Source organism: Rhodococcus sp. 66b, assembly GCF_002076325.1.
Lineage (GTDB): Bacteria > Actinomycetota > Actinomycetes > Mycobacteriales > Mycobacteriaceae > Rhodococcus_F > Rhodococcus_F erythropolis.
This window is the reverse complement of sequence record NZ_MUZB01000018.1, coordinates 42,683-60,080: the sequence shown is the minus strand read 5'-3', so window position 1 is coordinate 60,080 and position 17,398 is coordinate 42,683. Positions and strand designations below refer to the sequence as shown.

Below are 17,398 nucleotides of genomic sequence, written 5' to 3'. Positions count from 1 at the left end.
TCGATCGACCCGTCACGGACGGCGCGCCTTCGGGTGCGCCGTCCGTGGCGTTTGCGCAGGTTCAGAATAGGGTTCCCACATCGTCTTTCACGATGTTCTCGAGCGCACGCTCTGCGACGGCGGCGATAGTCATCGACGGATTGCACGCAGCGGAGTTCCCCGGCAACAGAGCGCCGTCGAGCACGTACAACCCTCGCTGGCCCAGAACCCGACCATCAAGATCGCACACCGAGTTCATGCAGGCACCGCCGAGGGGATGCCAGGTGGAGGGCAGTAACGCGTTGGTGTCGGTGAGCAGTCCTCCTGCCGCGATCCGCTGGGCCGCAGGTCCGATGTGGCCTTGCTGGATCGCAGAGTCGCCATCCCTCGGCCAACGGAGCACCGCCTCGCCTCGCGCTGAGTCGTACACGAACCGACCTCGGTCGCTGCTGACCCCGAATCCGACCATCACCGTGCTGTGAGCGTCGAACGCCACCGGCGGGAACGACGCCTGAATGACGGTGAACGCGTTATGCGGGTCGTCCCAGTTCCGGCTGCCGTAGACGACCGGACCGCCCTGCGTCGCACCGAAATTCTCCGCGAGATCCGACCAGATGTAGATCCGGTCGGCATTGGTCCCCCACCCCGCGCCGAGTTCGTCGGGCAGATCCGTGATCCGCCCCGTTGCCGCGGCGCGGACCAGGAGTTTGGTGGTGTTCATGCTGCCGGCAGCCATCACGAGCGCATCCGTCGTCAAAATCTTGTTCTCGAGAATCTTGCCGGAAATGTCGGTCCGGTCCACGTACACACGCCACCGTCCGTCGGCCGCCCGCTCGACATCGGTGACCTGGTGCAGAGTCTCCACATTCACCAATCCGGTCGCTTCCGCTGCCGCAATGTAGGTGACATCCACCGAATGCTTGCCCCCGTTGTTGACACCGAGCGCGCCGTCACCGTTGGTGTACGACGGCTTCATCTCACCCCTCAGTTCGGCCAACGCGTAGTTCCAGTCGATCGGCATCGGAATCTTCGACACGGGTAGACCGGAACGCGTTGCGTTACGCGCGAATACACGTGCCGCCTCGTAGTTCGGGCTGGAAATCAGTTCGTCGGGTGCAGTTTCCACTTGCAACATCCGCGCCACCCGCGGGTAATGGACGCGGTCCATTCGTGCGTAATCGAGCTCCTCCGGAAAGTGCGTGTTGAAGACCGCTTCTTCCGGTTGCAGCGTCATCCCTTGGTACACAAGCGATCCGCCGCCCACCCCGGCTGCGCAGATCGCGGTCATGTTCTCACCGGTCACCGTCTCCAACAAACCCGCGTATGGCTCGAAGATCGCCGGCCTGCCGAACAGAGTCGGGTTGGACTGATGCCAGAGGATACGCTTGTCCGGACTGGCGGGATGCGGAAAAGTTTCGGCATTCGGCCCGGTCTGCCACCGAATCCCTCTCTCCAGCAGGGTGACCGGAACCCCGGCCTCGGCCAAGCGAAGTGCCGTCACCCCTCCGCCGAACCCCGAACCGATAACCACGACACGGTGCACTTCACGTGTCAGCGGAATCCCTGTTGCAGCCTTGGCAGTGCGTGGCGCCATCATCGCGACTCCCACGGCGGCCGTACCGGCCAAGAACGATCTACGTTTCACTCCGGACATGACTGGTGCTCCCTCGAAGAATGTCGCCAGAGAATTCCGGGCACGCCAAAACTAGACACTCTGACGCTCGAGTGTCAAGGTTTTGGCGGAGCAGGCGAGGAACTACGAGGTCGACCGGATTGCGGGCCCGAGCCACCTCGAGAGAAAGGCCCGCAAGGAGTCTTCGGAATGGACGAGGTCACTGTCGAATGCAACAACCGAAAGCCCCAGTCGCACGGCAATTTCCACTATCTCATCCAACTCCGCCTCCGTGGCGAGGCCACGTTCGACCATAGGGGCGAGCATCTGACCAGCGAAAGGTATTGCTCGACTCATCATTTCGAGATCGAAGACAGGGTTTCCCCGCTCGGCGAGGAGCAGAGTCGCGAGCACCGGGTGAGCACGCACGGCAGTTCGCGCGGCAACGATGAATTCGACGACGTAGTCGCACGCCGTGTCAACCGACTCCACCTGTGCCGTGATCTCCCCGAGAACCTCGACAGCGAGACCGCCCATCGCCTGGGAGACGACCTCTTCACGTGTACCGAAAATCGAGTACACCGTCTGGCGCGAGACACCGGCCGCGGTGGCAACTGCGGCAATGTTCACAGCCTCGAATCCGCCACCTTCGATCAGCCCGAGGGCGGCGCCGAGAATCTTCTGCTGTGATCGCACGAGGAAAGTATCGCCCACCGAAACGGCGCCCTGAGAAGCGCGGTCGAGATCCGACTCCCACCTGCATAAACGGCACGATCGGTTTCGTTTGGCTGCCGAAATTCAGTAGGTTAGGCTGCCCTTCATGAAAACATCTGTTCGGGGCTTCACTGCCCTCGGTGCGGCTGCAATCGCGGTCACCGCACTTGTCTCGTGCTCCTCGGATTCAGGCACATCCACGACATCCCAAGGTACGGACGGATTCCCCGTCAGCATCGAGAACACCTTCGGCACCACGACCATCGACTCGAAGCCCGAGCGCCTCGTCACCCTCGGATGGAACGCGCAGGACATCCTGTACGCACTCGATCTGACTCCGGTCGGACAGCCCAAGTACACCTACGGTGCGGACGACAACGGCGTCATGCCCTGGGCCCAGGACTACTTCGACGCGGACAAGACAACGCTCTTCGACATGCCGGCCAGCGGAGAACCGCCGATCGAGTCCATCGCGTCGTTGACCCCCGACGTCATCCTGGCGCCGTACGAGGGCTTCGAGGAATCCGTCTACAACCAACTGAGCAAGATCGCACCGACGGCCGCTTATCCCGGCGCAGCGTGGCAGACGTCCTGGCAGGACCAGACCCGCATCGTCGGCAAGGCAGTCGGCAAGAGCGAAGAGGCCGAGAAGCTCGTCGACGGCCTCGACGCGACTCTCGCCGATACCGCCGCAGCCCACCCGGAGTTCGCCGGAAAGACATTGGCAGTGGTCAACTTCGACACCGATTCGAGCAACATCAACGTCTATCTGCCCACCGACCCGCGGGTCCAGGTGCTGACGGAACTCGGATTCGTCAACGCGCCGGGCGTCGAGAAGCTCGCCGCGGACAATGCAGGTGGATCGTTCTTCAAGACGATCTCCTACGAGAACATCGCCGACATCGACGCCGACGTGATCGTCGGCTTCACCGACGGCTCCGGTGATCCGTCCGGCATACCCGCAGTCGGTGGACTCGACGCGGTCAAACGCGGATCCACCGCATTCCTCAGCGACACCCGCGTCATCGGCGGACTGAGCAACGTCAACGTCCTGAGCACGCCTTGGGTCCTCGGCCAGATCACACCGACGTTGAGTGAAGCCGCAAAGCGCGCGACCGCCTAGAAACGGGATTTTCACGACACCCTCAAAGCCAACTCCCACGGCATGAACTACACGAGCGGGTTCACTCTGAAGCCTGACGCCACAGGCACGATCCTCGAGATGTACTTCTCCGGCGAATCCGAATCCACTTCACGTATCTCGAAGATCTTCACAGCGGTATTCGGTCGATTGGGCGCGCGGGTGACCCGGAAATTCATGGCAAAGGATCTCGAGGACATCGCAGCAAAAGCCGAGAGTCTCGCGGGTAAGTAAACCGCCCTCACCTGCACCGACATTATTGTTTGCATAATGACTGCAATCAATACCTTGTCTCTGCGTCCGGTTGTTTCGACCTGGGAATGGACTCAGCTGGATAACGGCGCGTGAGTCCCCGCCAAATCTCGTCCGGTGGGCGTAGCGTGCAGAGTGCTCGCGGATGGATCGACGCATCGGGGTGTCGACCGTAGGGCCTTTGAGGGGGCAGGAATGGCATTCAGCGGAACCGCCTCCGGCGGTGGATCCGGCGCTACTCGCGCCGACGTCGGACATGCAGTGCTCTTCGCCGGCGCCGCCGCGCTCGGCGGTTTTCTGTTCGGATACGACACCGCCGTCATCAACGGGGCAGTCGGTGCGATCCGAGACAAGTACGACATCGGCGCCTCGGGCACCGGGCTCACGGTCTCACTGACTCTGCTCGGCGCAGCACTCGGCGCCTGGATCGCAGGCACACTCGCAGATCGCCTCGGCCGCATCCGCGTCATGCAAATAGCCGCGGTGTTGTTCATAATCGGCGCCGTCGGTTCCGCAGTTCCGTTCAGCGTCTACGACCTCACGTTCTGGCGCGTGGTCGGCGGCCTGGCCGTCGGTTTCGCATCGGTCATCGCTCCGGCGTACATCGCGGAGATCTCTCCCGCTGCGATTCGCGGCCGTCTCGGTTCGATGTACCAATTGGCGATCGTTCTCGGAATCGCCGTGTCGCAGTTGGTCAACTACGCACTCCAGGCCGCGGCCGGTGGCGATCGCAATCAGATCGCGGGCCTCGAGGCCTGGCAGTGGATGTTGATGCTCGAAGCCGTTCCCGCAGTTCTGTATCTGATCATGACGACCACGATTCCCGAGTCGCCGCGATTCCTCGTAGCGCAGGGCAAGGACGATCGCGCTCGCAAGATCATCTCCGACCTGGAAGGCGGCGATCACGACGCCGTCACCGAGCGGATGAACGAGATCCGCGACTCGCTCAGCGAGAAGCAGGCCAAAACCACGGTCCGCCAACTCTTCTCGAAGCGGCTCGGCGTCTCCCACCTCGTGTGGGTCGGTATCGCGTTGGCCGCACTGCAGCAGCTGGTCGGTATCAATGTGATCTTCTACTACTCCAGCACCCTGTGGCAGGCAGTGGGATTCGGCGCCGACCGCTCCCTTCTGATCAGCGTCGTGAGCGCCTTGGTCAACATCGTCGGTACGTTTGTCGCCATCGCCGTCATCGACCGGGTCGGTCGAAAACCGCTGTTGTTGGTCGGTTCCGCCGGTATGGCCATCTCACTGGGCACCGCGGCATTCTGTTTCCATTCGGCAACAGTGACCAAGAACGAGATCGGCGAATCGGTGGCCACGCTGACCGGAGCCAACGCGACTATCGCACTTATCGGTGCGAACGCATTCGTGTTCTTCTTCGCTCTGTCCTGGGGCCCGGTGGTCTGGGTGTTGATCTCCGAAATGTTCCCCAATCGCGTGCGTGCTGCAGCAGTAGGAATTGCGACCGCCACCAACTGGGTCGCGAACTTCCTGGTCTCCTGGACGTTCCCGGCACTGGCCGATTGGAATCTGTCGTACACCTACGCCGGCTACGCCGTCATGGCAGCGTTGTCACTGTTCGTCGTCCTGCGATTCGTGAAGGAAACGCGAGGCAGCACACTCGAATCCGTCCAGTAGCGAGATCTCACGGTTTCACACCGAAAAGCGGTGGCCCTCGGATTGATCCGAGGGCCACCGCTTTTCGAGATTATCGTGAGACGAGCCGTCAGCCTTGCGCGACTTCGCCCTGAGCCGAAGCCGACGACGCGTCTTCCTGGACGTGGACGCCGACGCTGCCCATCCCCGCCACCCAGCCGGTGATCTTGCGGGAGAGGTCCTGAGCCGTGAGTCCGAGTTCCTTGTGGATGGCTTCGCGGCTGGCGTGATCGAGGAACTGCTGGGGAACGCCCATGTCGCGGCACGACGTGTGCACTCCGGCGGCACGCATCGCGGCCGAGACCGTCGAACCGATGCCGCCGTGCAGACCGCCGTCTTCGATGGTGACCACAAGGGCGTACTTGTCCGCCATCTTCACCAGCGAATCCGCGACCGGCAGAACCCATCGCGGATCAACGACGGCAACCGAGATGCCCTGCTTGTCGAGCCGCTCGGCAATCTCCAGTGCCAAGGATGCAAACGGGCCCACCGCGACGAGGAGCACGTCGCCGCGCTCACCCTCGCTGGCCTTGAGAACGTCGACCATTCCGTCGAGTCGCTTCACTGCCGGAATCGCTTCGGGTACAGCACCCTTCGGGAACCGTACGACCGTTGGGCCGTCGTCGACGAGAAGCGCCTCGTCCAGTTCTTCCCGCAGTGTGTCTGCATCACGCGGTGCCGCGACGCGAATCCCCGGGATGATTCCGAGCAGCGAAAGATCCCAGACGCCGTTGTGGCTGGCGCCGTCGACTCCGGTGACCCCGGCGCGGTCGAGCACGACTGTCACCGGTTGTTTGAGCAGTGCGACGTCCATCAACAACTGGTCGAAAGCCCGATTGAGGAAGGTCGAGTAGATAGCAACGACGGGGTGAAGTCCGCCAAGTGCAAGACCGGCGGCCGAGGTCATCGCATGCTGCTCGGCGATACCGACGTCGAAAATCCGATCGGGGAACTTCTCCCCGAAGGCCGCGAGGCCGGTGGGCCCGGCCATCGCCGCGGTGATGGCGACGATGTCCTCACGACGCGAAGCCTGCTCGATCAATGCGGCCGAGAAGACCGACGTCCAGTCCGGCGCGGACGACTTGGTGCCGCGACCGGTGACGGGATCGATGACGCCGGTGGCATGCATCTGGTCGGCCACGTCGTTCTCGGCGTGTGCGTAACCGTTGCCCTTACGAGTGACGGCATGAACGATGACCGGTCCGCCGTAGGCCTTCGCCCGGCGCAACGCCGATTCCATGGCGGCTTCGTCGTGACCGTCGACCGGTCCGAGGTACTTGATACCCAGATCGGTGAACATGACCTGAGGGCTGACAGCGTCCTTGAGACCCGCCTTCATTCCGTGCAGGACGGAGTACGCGGTGCGCCCCACCCAGGGCAGTCTCTTGACCATGCGTCGGCCACTGTCGAGGGCGCGCTCGTAACTCGGCGCGGTGCGCAGTGCCGAAAGATGGTCGGCGAGGCCGCCGATGGTCGGCGCGTACGAGCGGCCGTTGTCGTTGACGACGATCACCACCGAACGGTCTTTTCCGGCTGCGATGTTGTTGAGGGCTTCCCAACACATTCCGCCGGTCAGGGCGCCGTCACCGACGACGGCGACAACGTGGCGATTCTGGCCCGTGAGCGCGAAGGCCTTCGCGAGGCCGTCGGCATAGGACAACGCGGCGGAAGCGTGAGAGGACTCGACCCAGTCGTGTTCGCTCTCGGCGCGGCACGGATACCCGGACAGTCCGCCCTGCTTACGCAGAGTGTCGAACTGATCCTGACGACCGGTGAGGATCTTGTGCACGTAGGCCTGATGGCCCGTGTCGAAGATGATCGCGTCCTGCGGCGAGTCGAAAATTCGGTGCAGTGCGAGGGTCAACTCCACGACGCCCAAGTTGGGCCCGAGGTGACCACCGGTCGCAGCGACCTTCAGCACGAGGAACTCACGAATCTCGTCGGCCAACTCCGTCATCTCGGCGTGGCTCAACTGACGTAGATCGTCAGGACCCTGAATGCGGGCAAGAACACCCAACGAGATCGCTCCCTCCGTGCTTCACAGCTGCACCGGTGCGCGCCGCGGCTGTCTTCGCGACAGTGCTGCCAGTCTACGGAGCGTTCCGGCGAACCGACACGCGGACTCGGCCCGAATCCGGTGTGACTTCGCGTAACAGCGAAATCCCACGGATCGCTCGTGATCGCAATCACAGACAAATGGGATCCGTCGCAATCGACTCGACAACTCTTGTTCCACAAAACGACCGCCATGTCGGCTTAAGGTCGACATATGGGAACTGTGGTCGAAGACCTGATAACGCGAGTGTTCGACGAAGTCCGATCACTCGACGAGGGCGAGTTGGCCGACTACATCCCCGAACTCGCGGCGGTCGCCCCCGATTCGTTCGGAATCTGCATCGCCACCGTCGACGGTTACGTCTACGAGATCGGCGACTCGCGAATCCCGTTCACCATTCAGTCGATCTCGAAACCCTTCACCTTCGCCTTGGCTCTCGCCGATCGGGGAAGCGAGGCGGTTGCCGCGAAAATCGACGTCGAACCATCCGGCGAGCCGTTCAACGAAATCAGCCTCGACCCGCTCACCGAACGGCCACGAAACCCCATGATCAATGCCGGGGCGATCACCGCTGCATCACTGGTCGCCGGCCCGAATCCCGAGGCCCGCTTCGAGCGCATCCGCTCGGCGTACTCGAGGTACGCGGGCCGCGAACTGGCATTCAACGAGTCGGTCTACACCTCCGAGGCGCGCACCGGTCACCGCAACCGCGCGATCGGACACATGCTGCGATCCTTCGACGTCATCACCGGCAATCCCGACGAGGCCGTCGACCTGTATTTCCGTCAATGCTCGATCGACGTGACCTGCCGCGACCTGAGTCTGATGGCTGCGACGATGGCGAACAACGGTGTCAATCCGCTCACCCACGAGCGCGCGCTGGCCCCCGCGGGCGTCGAACAGGTCCTCAGCGTCATGGCGACGTGCGGCATGTACGACGGCGCCGGAAAGTGGCTGGTGGAGGTCGGATTGCCGGCCAAGAGCGGCGTCGGCGGCGGAGTCCTGGCGGTTCTGCCCGGCCAGATCGGCATCGCGGTGTACTCCCCCAGGCTCGACGTTCACGGAAACAGCGTTCGCGGAGTTGCGTCTGCCCGGGCACTGTCGAAGGAACTCGAACTGCACTTCCTCCACGTGACGCGGGCGTCACGCTCGTCGATCCGGGCCAGATACAGCGTCATCGAAGCACCGTCGCGAGTACGACGCACCCCGACCGAACAGGCTGTGCTCGACGACGTCGGCAAGCGCAGCCGGGTCTACGAACTGCACGGCGATCTCCTCTTCACCGGTGCCGAATCGGCGGTCCGCGAAATCGGCTCGGTGGACGAGGGCCTCGAAGTTGTCGTCATCGACGTCCGCCGTGTCGACGACGCCAGCGACGTCGCAGTACGCATGATCACCGCGCTGCAGGTTCAACTGGCCGAGCAGGCTTGTGCGGTGGCCGTCGTCGATCCGCAAGGACTGCTGGGACAACGAAGTTCGAGCATCGACCCCGCCAGAAGAAGTGGTCGGGTTTTTGCGGATCTCGATTCCGCCATGCAGTGGTGCGAAGACACGTTGCTTGCGGTGCATTGTGAGGCCGAACGGCAGGCGTCGACGATCTCGATCGAGGACCACCCAGTTCTCGATGCTCTGTCCGCGGCACAGATCGAGGGATTCTCGGCAGAGTTGGAGACTCGTACCTATGCCCGCGGCGAGAAGATCGCCCGCCGAGGTGAATCGGCGTCTGGCTTCTACCTGATTCTCAGTGGCCAGGTCAGCACCATGTTCACCGACGCGCACGGGGTCGAGCACCGCATCACGACGCTCTCCGCCGGAATGACGTTCGGCGAGATGACGATGTTCCTCGACACTCCGTTCCTCAACGACATCCGCGCCGATTCCACGGTCACCGTGGCCGTGCTGACTCCGGAGCGATATGCAGAACTGACCGCACAGGCACCCGAGTTGAAACTTGCGCTTCTCGAACGACTGGCTGCGGGCGCCTACGAGCAATTGGACCTGATGTTGCGGAGTGTCATATCCGCCGGACGAATCGGATAGGAAGTACACATGCCGACCACCGCCCTCACCTCGGAACCGTCCACTGTCACGGTGACCGGAACTGCCACTGCAACAGCTGTTCCCGACATCGTGCGGCTGACGATCGGAGTATCGGTGACACAGACGGCCGTTTCCGACGCATTCGACGCCGTCGCGCGTCTGTCCACTGCTCTGACCGAGACCCTGCACGCGCGCGGTGTGCGCGGAGCGGACCTCACCACCGCCGGGCTGAGCGTCCATCCGCAGACTCACTGGAGTGACGGAGGCCGCCAGGAGACAACAGGATTCACCGCATCGACAACTTTCCGAGTCGTACTGCGAGAGCTGGAGCCGGAAGCGGCGAACTCCCCCGCCGCCGTCATCGCGGCGTGTGTATCGGTGGGCGGCGACGCGATTCGGCTCGACGGGCTCGAGTTCGACCTCGACGACCGCAGCGATCTGGCGACAAAAGCACGCGAATTGGCATGGACGGCAGCCGAATCGAAAGCCAGACAGTTCGCGGACCTGGCAGACAAAGATCTGGTCGAAGTTCTCGAGGTGCTCGAGGACTTCGACCAGATCGTGCCGATGCGCGGACGTGTCGCGGCGATGAAAGCGGATTCGGCCCCGATAGCCGTCGAACGCGGAGAGATCGAAGAATCGATCTCTGTCCGCGTTCGATGGGCTATGGCGTGACAGAACTGTTCAGAAGACGCGGCCGGCGGTAGACCAGCCGGGCATGCGGATCAGCGAGTGAGGTTCTTCTCTTCGTTCTTCTCTTCGCGCTCTTCTTCGTACTTCTGCTCGGCGTCAGGAGTCGCGATGTCGATCGTGGTGCGCAGCGGACGGTTCGGGATGAAGATGACCGACACGAGCGTGACCACAGCGACGACGGCTGCGACCAGGAAGATCCGTCCTGTTGCGTCGCCGTAGGCGAACCGAACGATCTGCGAGACGAAGTCAGGCATATTGCTCAGGTCGAGGCCATCCTGGAGGCTCTTTCCAGCTACTGCCTGCTGCTCGGGCGGCAAGGTGGAGACCGAATCGACTGTCAGTGTCTTGACGCGGGTCGCAAGAATCGAACCGAGCACCGACACGCCGATCGCGCCGCCGAACGTGCGGAAGAACGCCACGATACTGCTGGCCGCACCGATGTTCTCGACGCTGACCGTGTTCTGCACCGCGAGCACGATGTTCTGCATCAACATGCCGGTACCCAGACCGACGATGGCGATGAAGATTCCGATGGTCCACAGGCTGGTGGCGTGGTCGATCGTCGACAGCAGCCCGAAACCGACCAGCAGCAGTACTGCGCCGGCGACGATGAAGGGCTTCCACTGACCGAACTTGGTGATCAGCTGTCCCGAGCCGACGGAGGCGACGAGCATGCCTGCGACCATCGGAATGGTGAGCAATCCGGCTTCGGTGGGATCGAATCCGCGTGCGGTCTGGAAGTACTGCGTCAGGAAGGTCGTCGCACCGAAGAGGCCGACACCGACTGCGATCGAGGCGATGATCGCGAGAGCAGTTGTGCGCTCGGTGATGATCTTGATCGGCAGGATCGGATCCTTGACCTTGGATTCGACGAACATCGTCAGGCCGAGCAGGGCCAGACCACCGATGACGAAGAAGGCCGACTCCTTCGAGAACCAGGCGTAGTAGTCGTCCTGACCGGCAAACGAAACCCAGATCAGCAGGACGCTGACACCGGCGGTGAGCAAGGTGGCGCCCATCCAGTCGATGGAGACGTTGTCCTTCTTCACGGTCTCGACGTGCAGTGTGCGCTGAAGCAGGAACAGTGCGATGACTGCCAACGGAACACACACGTAGAAGCACCAGCGCCAGCCGGCAGTGTCCACGAGGACGCCGCCGAGGATCGGTCCACCGGACATCGAGACGGCCATTGCCGCACCCATGTATCCGGAGTAGCGACCGCGATCTCGCGGCGGGATGATCGTGCCGATGATGGCTACGACGAGAGCGGTCAGGCCGCCCATGCCGATGCCCTGGATGACACGTGCACCGAGCAGCAACGGAACATTGTGCGCCGCGCCGGCGATGACCGAGCCGATCACGAAGATGACGATCGCGGTCTGGACCAGGACCTTCTTGTTGTAAAGGTCGGCCAGTTTGCCCCAGATCGGCGTCGATGCCGCAGTGGCGAGCAGTGCCGTGGTGATGATCCACGCGTACTGCGTCTGAGTTCCGTGCAGTTCACCGATGATCGTGGGAAGCGCTGTCGAAACGATGGTGCTGCTGAGCAGCGCGGTGAACAGCGCTGCGATGAGTCCGGTGAGTGCTTCGAGAATTTCGCGGTGAGTCATCGCGCCCGCTTCGCGAGCCGATCCGTCACCTCCGGTACTTGCCCGGGTTTCTCCTACTGTTGCTGCCATGTGCCTTATCTCCCAATACTTTCTACGCCCGTGTGCGGAACTGCCGGTGAGGCCTGCCGATTCGATGCGCCGAACGTCTCGTTGAGACGTTGCAGCGATGTCACTGCGGCCATGGCCTCTTCCTGGCTCCAGTCTTCGAGCATGTTGCGCAAACGCGCCGCACGCCGCTGCGTGGTTCTCCGTAAAACGTCGTGTCCCTCTTCCGATACTCGGATGCGGAACGCCCGCTTGTCAGCCGGATCGGGATTTCTCTCGACATACCCCGCGTCGACCAGATCCGACATTTGCCGGCTGAGCGACGACTGACTGACACACAGATCGACGGCCAATTCGTTCTGTCGGCACTCCCCACGCGCTGCCAGCATGAACAACACACTGACCAGCGCAGGCGGCAGCAGGCTGTCTGCACCGGTGGTGACCGCGGCTCGCAGCGATCTGCCGAACATGAAGATCGTGTCGACGAGCGCTTGGGCCGTCTCCGGCTGTACCGACATTGCCTACCCCTGAATTCGAGTGGCTCGAACGAGCCGTGACTTGAAAACGGAAAACTACTTGCAGAACGAAACTATACGATTAGTTGCGTAATGCAAGCAACTGTTCTGAACGCGAGAAGCGTCACACCGTTTCAGGGAAAGATTTCGGGACGCGTCAGCGTTCGAGGAGCGCGATGCACTCCATGTGGTGTGTCTGAGGGAAGGCGTCGAACGCCCGGAGGCCGCCGATTCTGAAGCCCTGCTCCAGGTAGAGACCGATATCGCGGCCGAACGACGCCGGGTCGCACCCGATGTGCACGATCCGTTCAGCGCCCGTTGCGGCGAGAGCTTCCACGACCGGACGGCCGGCTCCCGCACGTGGCGGGTCGAGCACGACGACGGCAGGCGAACGCTCCAGATCCGCGATGACGTTCTCGACGCGGGCGCTGTGGAAGCGCACCTGACCGAGATCGGACAGAGCTGCCCGCCCGTCCGCGACTGCGCGCGCCGAAGATTCGACGGACTCCACCACGCCGGACGGCCCGACAAGGTCGGCGAGCACGGATGCGAAAACCCCGACTCCGCCGTAGAGATCCCACGCCGTGTCCGCGGTAGCGGCTCCGGCCCACTCCCCGACCACCTGTGAGTACGCGTTCGCAGCGCCGCGATGGGCCTGCCAGAAACCGGTCGCGGCCAGCGCCCATTCTCGATTGCCGACGCGCTCGGTCACTGTGTCCGATCCGATGGCCACTCGGGTCTTTCGCGGGCCGCCGCTCGCCGCTCGGCGTGCCATCGCGCCGCGACGCCCCGGCGTCCGCCGTCCCGTCTTGGACACCGCGGGTGCGGCAATTTCCACGACGTGCCGCTGACCGGCAGCGTCGAGAACGACCTGCAGCTCGCTCCCTGGCGCCCATTGCGCACCGCCGAGACCGTCGTACGCGCTCTGATCGATCTGGGTGCAGCGCAAGTCCGTGACGATCCGGTTGCTCCGGTACGCGTGGTATCCCGCGACCCCGTGCCCGTCCACCGCCAACCGGACTCGCGTGCGCCAACCCGTTCCGTCTCCGGTTCCAGGTAGTTCCTCTACCGCGACGTCCGATTCGACACGAGCGAGTCGCAGAAGCTGCTCACGCACGACCGAGGTCTTCATCTCACGTTGGACACTCAGATCCGCATGCGAGTAGTCGCAGCAGCCCGCCCCGCCCGGGCCGGAGATCGGGCATGTCGGATCGATGCGATGCGGAGATGCGTCGAGAACTGTGATCGCGTCGGCGCGGCAGAACGATCCGCCCTTGTCCTCCGTCACCCGGACCAGCGCCCGCTCCCCCGGCAAACCGTGACGGACGAACACGACCCGTCCCTCGTGCCGGGCGACGACGAACCCGCCGTGACCGGGGTTGCCCAGATCGACCTCGAAGGTCTGCCCGGTCCAATTCTCACTCAACGAACTACGCCTGCCATTTCGATGTTGCCGATCATTTTTCGCCGGTGATCATTTCTCGCCGGTGTCGTAACCGCGACGCGTGGCGCCTGCGGTCTTCTCGATGTCCAGCGGCTTTGCCTTTGCCGACGAACTCAGCTGCCACGGAACGCTGGTCACCATCACGCCGGGCTGGAAGAGCAGACGACTCTTCAGACGAAGCGCGCTCTGATTGTGCAGGATCTGCTCCCACCAGTGTCCGACGACGTACTCGGGAATGAAGACGGTGACGACATCACGCGGAGCATCGCGTCGTACACGCTTGACGTAATCGAGAACCGGCTTGGTGATTTCGCGGTACGGCGACTCGATCACCTTGAGCGGAACCGTCACGTCGCTCTTCTCCCACTCACGCACGAGTGCACGGGTGTCGGGCTCGTCGACGTTGACCGTGATGGCTTCGAGGGTGTCAGGTCGCGTGGCTCGCGCGTAGGCGAGAGCTCGCATCGTCGGCATGTGCAACTTCGAGACGAGCACGATCGAGTGCGTGCGGCTGGGAAGTACGCCGTCCCACTCCTGCTCCTCGAGCTCGGCTGCGACGCTGTCGTAGTGCTTGCGGATCATCTTCATCACGATGAAGATCGCGACCATCGCGACGATGGCGATCCAGGCGCCGGCAGCGAACTTGGTGATCAGAACGATGATCAGGACGGTGGCGGTCATTGCGAGACCGATCGAATTGATCACTCGCGAGCGCTGCATCCGGGCCCGCTGTGCCTTGTCGGTCTCGGACTTCAGATGCCGAGTCCAGTGCTTGATCATGCCCGTCTGGCTGAGCACGAACGAGACGAAGACGCCGACGATGTAGAGCTGGATGAGCTTGGTGACCTCGGCGCCGAACACCACGACGAATGCGATCGCAGCACCGGAGAGGAAGAGGATTCCGTTGCTGAATGCCAGTCGGTCGCCGCGCGTGTGCAGCTGACGCGGTAAGTACCGGTCCTGCGCCAGGATCGATCCGAGTACCGGGAATCCGTTGAACGCGGTGTTCGCGGCCAGAACCAAGATCAGTGCCGTGACGATCGCCATGAAGAAGAATCCGATCGGGAAACCACTGAACACGGCTTCGGCGATCTGCGCGATCAAGGTCTTCTGGTGGTAACCCTCCGGCGCACCGACCAGCTGTTCCTGCGGATTGTGTGCGTAGACGATGCCGATCTTCTGAGCCAGGATGATGATGCCCATCAACAGGACGATGGCGATCGACCCGAGCAGCAGCAAGGTCGTGGCCGCGTTGCGCGATTTCGGCTTCTGGAACGCCGGTACGCCGTTACTGATGGCCTCGACGCCGGTCAATGCAGCACAGCCCGAGGAGAAGGCACGCGCGATCAGGAACGCGAAGGCAATTCCGTACAGATGCGAATCCTCGGCGTTGAGTGTGAACGACGACGATTCCGCGTGCACGTCTTCACCAAGAACGTAGATCCGGAAGAATCCCCACCCGAGCATCAGGAACATGCCGACGATGAATGCGTAGGTCGGAATTGCGAACGCGGTACCGGATTCACGGATACCGCGAAGGTTGACCGCGGTCAGCAACACGATCGCCGCAACCGCGAACAACACCTTGTGCTGCGCGACGAACGGCAGAGCCGAGCCGATGTTCGACGCCGCCGACGAGATCGACACGGCGACCGTCAGCACGTAGTCGACCATCAGCGCACTACCGACGGTCAGACCGGCGGTCGGGCCGAGGTTGACCGTTGCAACCTCGTAGTCGCCGCCACCGGACGGGTATGCATGGACGTTCTGGCGGTAGCTCGCCACCACCACAGCCATGACGATGGCGACGGACAATCCGATCCAGGGTGTGTACGCATACGCGGAAATACCCGCGACGGAGAGAACCAGGAAGATTTCTTCGGGGGCATACGCGACGGACGACATCGCGTCGGACGCGAAGACCGGTAGTGCAATTCGCTTGGGTAGCAGCGTGTGCCCGAGTTTGTCGCTTCGGAACGGCCGACCGAGCAGGAGCCGCTTGGTAGCGGTCGAGAGCTTAGACACGTGCAAAGCGTAAGCCGTCTCGCCCGATTCGGAGTCATCAGAGCCCCAACTTCACCTTTTGTCGTGACACCCGGCACGCAGGCGACCGTTGTACTTGCTCTTCCCGTGAGGGGCTGTACCGTTCGATTCGGCGTGCAATCGCGCCATGAGGGTCCATGAACGGAGTAGGGCGTGTATGTCGTCATCATGGGGTGCGGTCGAGTGGGTTCTTCCCTCGCCGCGTCTCTGACCAGGATCGGACACGAGGTCGCCGTCATCGACCGCGATCAGAGTGCGTTTCTGCGTCTCGATCTCGACTTCCCGGGAACCAAGGTTCTGGGAATGGGGTTCGACCGTGACGTGCTGGTCCGGGCGGGCATCGAGCGGGCCGACGCCTTCGCTGCGGTGTCCTCGGGAGACAACTCCAACATCATCGCGGCGCGAGTCGCACGCGAGACTTTCGGCGTCGAACGCGTCGTCGCGCGTATTTACGACGCCAAGCGTGCCGCTGTTTACGAGCGCCTCGGCATCCCCACCGTCGCGACCGTGCCGTGGTCGACGGATCGCTTCCTGCACACGCTGACCAAGGAAAGTCAGACCGCGAAGTGGCGCGATCCTTCGGGCACTGTTGCGATTACCGAACTTGCCCTGCACGAGGATTGGGCCGGCAAGCCGATCGCACTACTCGAGAGCGCGACCAGTTCGAGAGTCGCCTTCATCATCCGATTCGGAACCGGAGTGCTCCCCGATCGCAAGACCGTCATCCAGGCCGACGACCAGGTCTACATCGCCGCGGTATCGGGAACTGTCGCCGAAGCGATCGCACTGGCCGGCAACCCGCCGCCGAGTGACGACTGACGGAGGCCGCAGATGACTGATCCGAACGCCGCCCCTCACAACAAGCCTGCGACTGTGTTGCACTACAACGTGATTGGAAGTTCTCGATGAAGGTCGCCATCGCCGGAGCCGGCGCAGTAGGCCGCTCCATTGCGCGAGAGCTGATTCGAAGCTCACACGACGTCATGCTGATCGAGCGCAAACTCGATCACATCGAACCGGAGTCGGTGCCCGAGGCGAAGTGGGTACACGCGGACGCGTGCGAACTCAGCCGCCTCGAGGACGCGTCGATGGAGTCCTACGAGGTCGTGATCGCCGCAACCGGAGACGACAAGGCCAACCTGGTCCTCAGTCTGCTCGCGAAAACCGAGTTCGGCGTTCGCCGAGTTGTCGCCCGCGTCAATGATCCCCGCAACGAATGGCTCTTCGACGAGTCGTGGGGCGTCGACGTCGCCGTCTCGACACCGCGGATGCTCGCTTCGCTCGTCGAAGAAGCCGTCTCCGTCGGTGACCTGGTCAAACTGATGACACTGCGGCAGGGGCAGGCCAATCTCGTCGAGATCACGTTGCCCGACAACACACCTCTTGCCGGAAAAGCCGTCAAGAAACTCGAACTTCCGCGGGACTGCGCACTGGTCACCATTCTGCGGGGCGGGCGTGTGATCGTCCCGCAGATGGACGATCCCATCGAAGGTGGAGACGAACTCCTGTTCGTCGCGGCCGTCGACGCCGAGGATCAGTTGCGCGTTGCACTCCGCCTGGAGAACTGACCGACGAACACACTGACGACGAAAGGGAAT

The 17,398-nt window shown here is 62.8% G+C and carries 14 protein-coding genes; 7 read left to right on the top strand and 7 right to left on the bottom strand.

Annotated elements, in window-relative coordinates:
• Positions 1-61: 61 nt before the first annotated feature.
• On the bottom strand, positions 62-1,633 hold the full coding sequence (locus B0E55_RS26990) for a GMC oxidoreductase (protein ID WP_080910839.1): 1,572 nt from the start codon (positions 1,631-1,633) through the stop codon (positions 62-64).
• 102 nt (positions 1,634-1,735) lie between these two features.
• Positions 1,736-2,287 (bottom strand): TetR/AcrR family transcriptional regulator, encoded by a 552-nt coding sequence (locus B0E55_RS26985; protein WP_080910864.1) that lies wholly within the window; start codon positions 2,285-2,287, stop codon positions 1,736-1,738.
• A 124-nt stretch (positions 2,288-2,411) separates the two neighbouring features.
• Here B0E55_RS26985 and B0E55_RS26980 point away from each other — a divergent pair, with 124 nt between their 5' ends.
• The 3 genes from B0E55_RS26980 (at position 2,412) to B0E55_RS26970 (ending at position 5,336) form a co-directional block, all read left to right on the top strand.
• Positions 2,412-3,428: an iron-siderophore ABC transporter substrate-binding protein gene (locus B0E55_RS26980; RefSeq protein ID WP_020969505.1), complete on the top strand. Its 1,017-nt coding sequence runs from the start codon at positions 2,412-2,414 to the stop codon at positions 3,426-3,428.
• Between the two features lie 42 nt (positions 3,429-3,470).
• Entirely contained in the window at positions 3,471-3,680 is a 210-nt protein-coding gene (locus B0E55_RS26975; RefSeq protein WP_020969504.1) for a hypothetical protein, read from the top strand.
• A gap of 213 nt (positions 3,681-3,893) precedes the next feature.
• Positions 3,894-5,336: a sugar porter family MFS transporter gene (locus B0E55_RS26970; RefSeq protein ID WP_020907569.1), complete on the top strand. Its 1,443-nt coding sequence runs from the start codon at positions 3,894-3,896 to the stop codon at positions 5,334-5,336.
• A gap of 88 nt (positions 5,337-5,424) precedes the next feature.
• On the opposite strand, the gene dxs is transcribed toward B0E55_RS26970, so the two are convergent.
• Positions 5,425-7,371 (bottom strand): 1-deoxy-D-xylulose-5-phosphate synthase, encoded by a 1,947-nt coding sequence (gene dxs / locus B0E55_RS26965; RefSeq protein ID WP_019748259.1) that lies wholly within the window; start codon positions 7,369-7,371, stop codon positions 5,425-5,427.
• A gap of 252 nt (positions 7,372-7,623) precedes the next feature.
• Between dxs and glsA the strand changes: the two genes are divergently transcribed.
• Both glsA and B0E55_RS26955 read left to right on the top strand, forming a co-directional pair.
• Positions 7,624-9,450, top strand: a complete 1,827-nt coding sequence (gene glsA, locus B0E55_RS26960; protein ID WP_080910838.1) for a glutaminase A — start codon at positions 7,624-7,626, stop codon at positions 9,448-9,450.
• 9 nt (positions 9,451-9,459) lie between these two features.
• Positions 9,460-10,125, top strand: a complete 666-nt coding sequence (locus B0E55_RS26955) for an SIMPL domain-containing protein (protein WP_019748257.1) — start codon at positions 9,460-9,462, stop codon at positions 10,123-10,125.
• Between the two features lie 50 nt (positions 10,126-10,175).
• Here the strand turns inward: B0E55_RS26955 and B0E55_RS26950 are convergent, their stop codons facing one another.
• The 4 genes from B0E55_RS26950 to B0E55_RS26935 all read right to left on the bottom strand — a co-directional run bounded on the left by B0E55_RS26950 (position 10,176) and on the right by B0E55_RS26935 (position 15,782).
• Positions 10,176-11,822 (bottom strand): MDR family MFS transporter, encoded by a 1,647-nt coding sequence (locus tag B0E55_RS26950; RefSeq protein ID WP_019748256.1) that lies wholly within the window; start codon positions 11,820-11,822, stop codon positions 10,176-10,178.
• Between the two features lie 5 nt (positions 11,823-11,827).
• Positions 11,828-12,316 carry a MarR family winged helix-turn-helix transcriptional regulator gene (locus B0E55_RS26945; RefSeq protein WP_003942624.1) on the bottom strand — a complete coding sequence of 163 codons (489 nt, stop codon included), beginning with the start codon at positions 12,314-12,316 and terminating at the stop codon, positions 11,828-11,830.
• A 154-nt stretch (positions 12,317-12,470) separates the two neighbouring features.
• Positions 12,471-13,739, bottom strand: coding sequence for a class I SAM-dependent RNA methyltransferase (locus B0E55_RS26940; protein WP_020969502.1), 1,269 nt, complete (start codon positions 13,737-13,739; stop codon positions 12,471-12,473).
• Between the two features lie 48 nt (positions 13,740-13,787).
• A complete protein-coding gene (locus B0E55_RS26935; protein ID WP_007732857.1) occupies positions 13,788-15,782 on the bottom strand; it encodes an APC family permease in 1,995 nt (664 codons plus the stop codon).
• Between the two features lie 171 nt (positions 15,783-15,953).
• Between B0E55_RS26935 and B0E55_RS26930 the strand changes: the two genes are divergently transcribed.
• Together B0E55_RS26930 and B0E55_RS26925 are read left to right on the top strand one after the other, a co-directional pair.
• A complete protein-coding gene (locus tag B0E55_RS26930; RefSeq protein WP_019748254.1) occupies positions 15,954-16,619 on the top strand; it encodes a potassium channel family protein in 666 nt (221 codons plus the stop codon).
• 86 nt (positions 16,620-16,705) lie between these two features.
• Entirely contained in the window at positions 16,706-17,368 is a 663-nt protein-coding gene (locus B0E55_RS26925) for a potassium channel family protein (protein WP_003942632.1), read from the top strand.
• Positions 17,369-17,398: the final 30 nt, after the last annotated feature.

Bases quoted from the DNA above. Each gene is read 5' to 3' on its own strand.
- B0E55_RS26990 (WP_080910839.1), bottom strand. From the start codon at position 1,633: ATGTCCGGAGTGAAACGTAGATCGTTCTTGGCCGGTACGGCCGCCGTG.
- B0E55_RS26980 (WP_020969505.1), top strand. From the start codon at position 2,412: ATGAAAACATCTGTTCGGGGCTTCACTGCCCTCGGTGCGGCTGCAATC.
- B0E55_RS26975 (WP_020969504.1), top strand. From the start codon at position 3,471: ATGAACTACACGAGCGGGTTCACTCTGAAGCCTGACGCCACAGGCACG.
- B0E55_RS26970 (WP_020907569.1), top strand. From the start codon at position 3,894: ATGGCATTCAGCGGAACCGCCTCCGGCGGTGGATCCGGCGCTACTCGC.
- glsA (WP_080910838.1), top strand. From the start codon at position 7,624: ATGGGAACTGTGGTCGAAGACCTGATAACGCGAGTGTTCGACGAAGTC.
- B0E55_RS26955 (WP_019748257.1), top strand. From the start codon at position 9,460: ATGCCGACCACCGCCCTCACCTCGGAACCGTCCACTGTCACGGTGACC.
- B0E55_RS26950 (WP_019748256.1), bottom strand. From the start codon at position 11,822: ATGGCAGCAACAGTAGGAGAAACCCGGGCAAGTACCGGAGGTGACGGA.
- B0E55_RS26945 (WP_003942624.1), bottom strand. From the start codon at position 12,316: ATGTCGGTACAGCCGGAGACGGCCCAAGCGCTCGTCGACACGATCTTC.
- B0E55_RS26925 (WP_003942632.1), top strand. From the start codon at position 16,706: ATGAAGGTCGCCATCGCCGGAGCCGGCGCAGTAGGCCGCTCCATTGCG.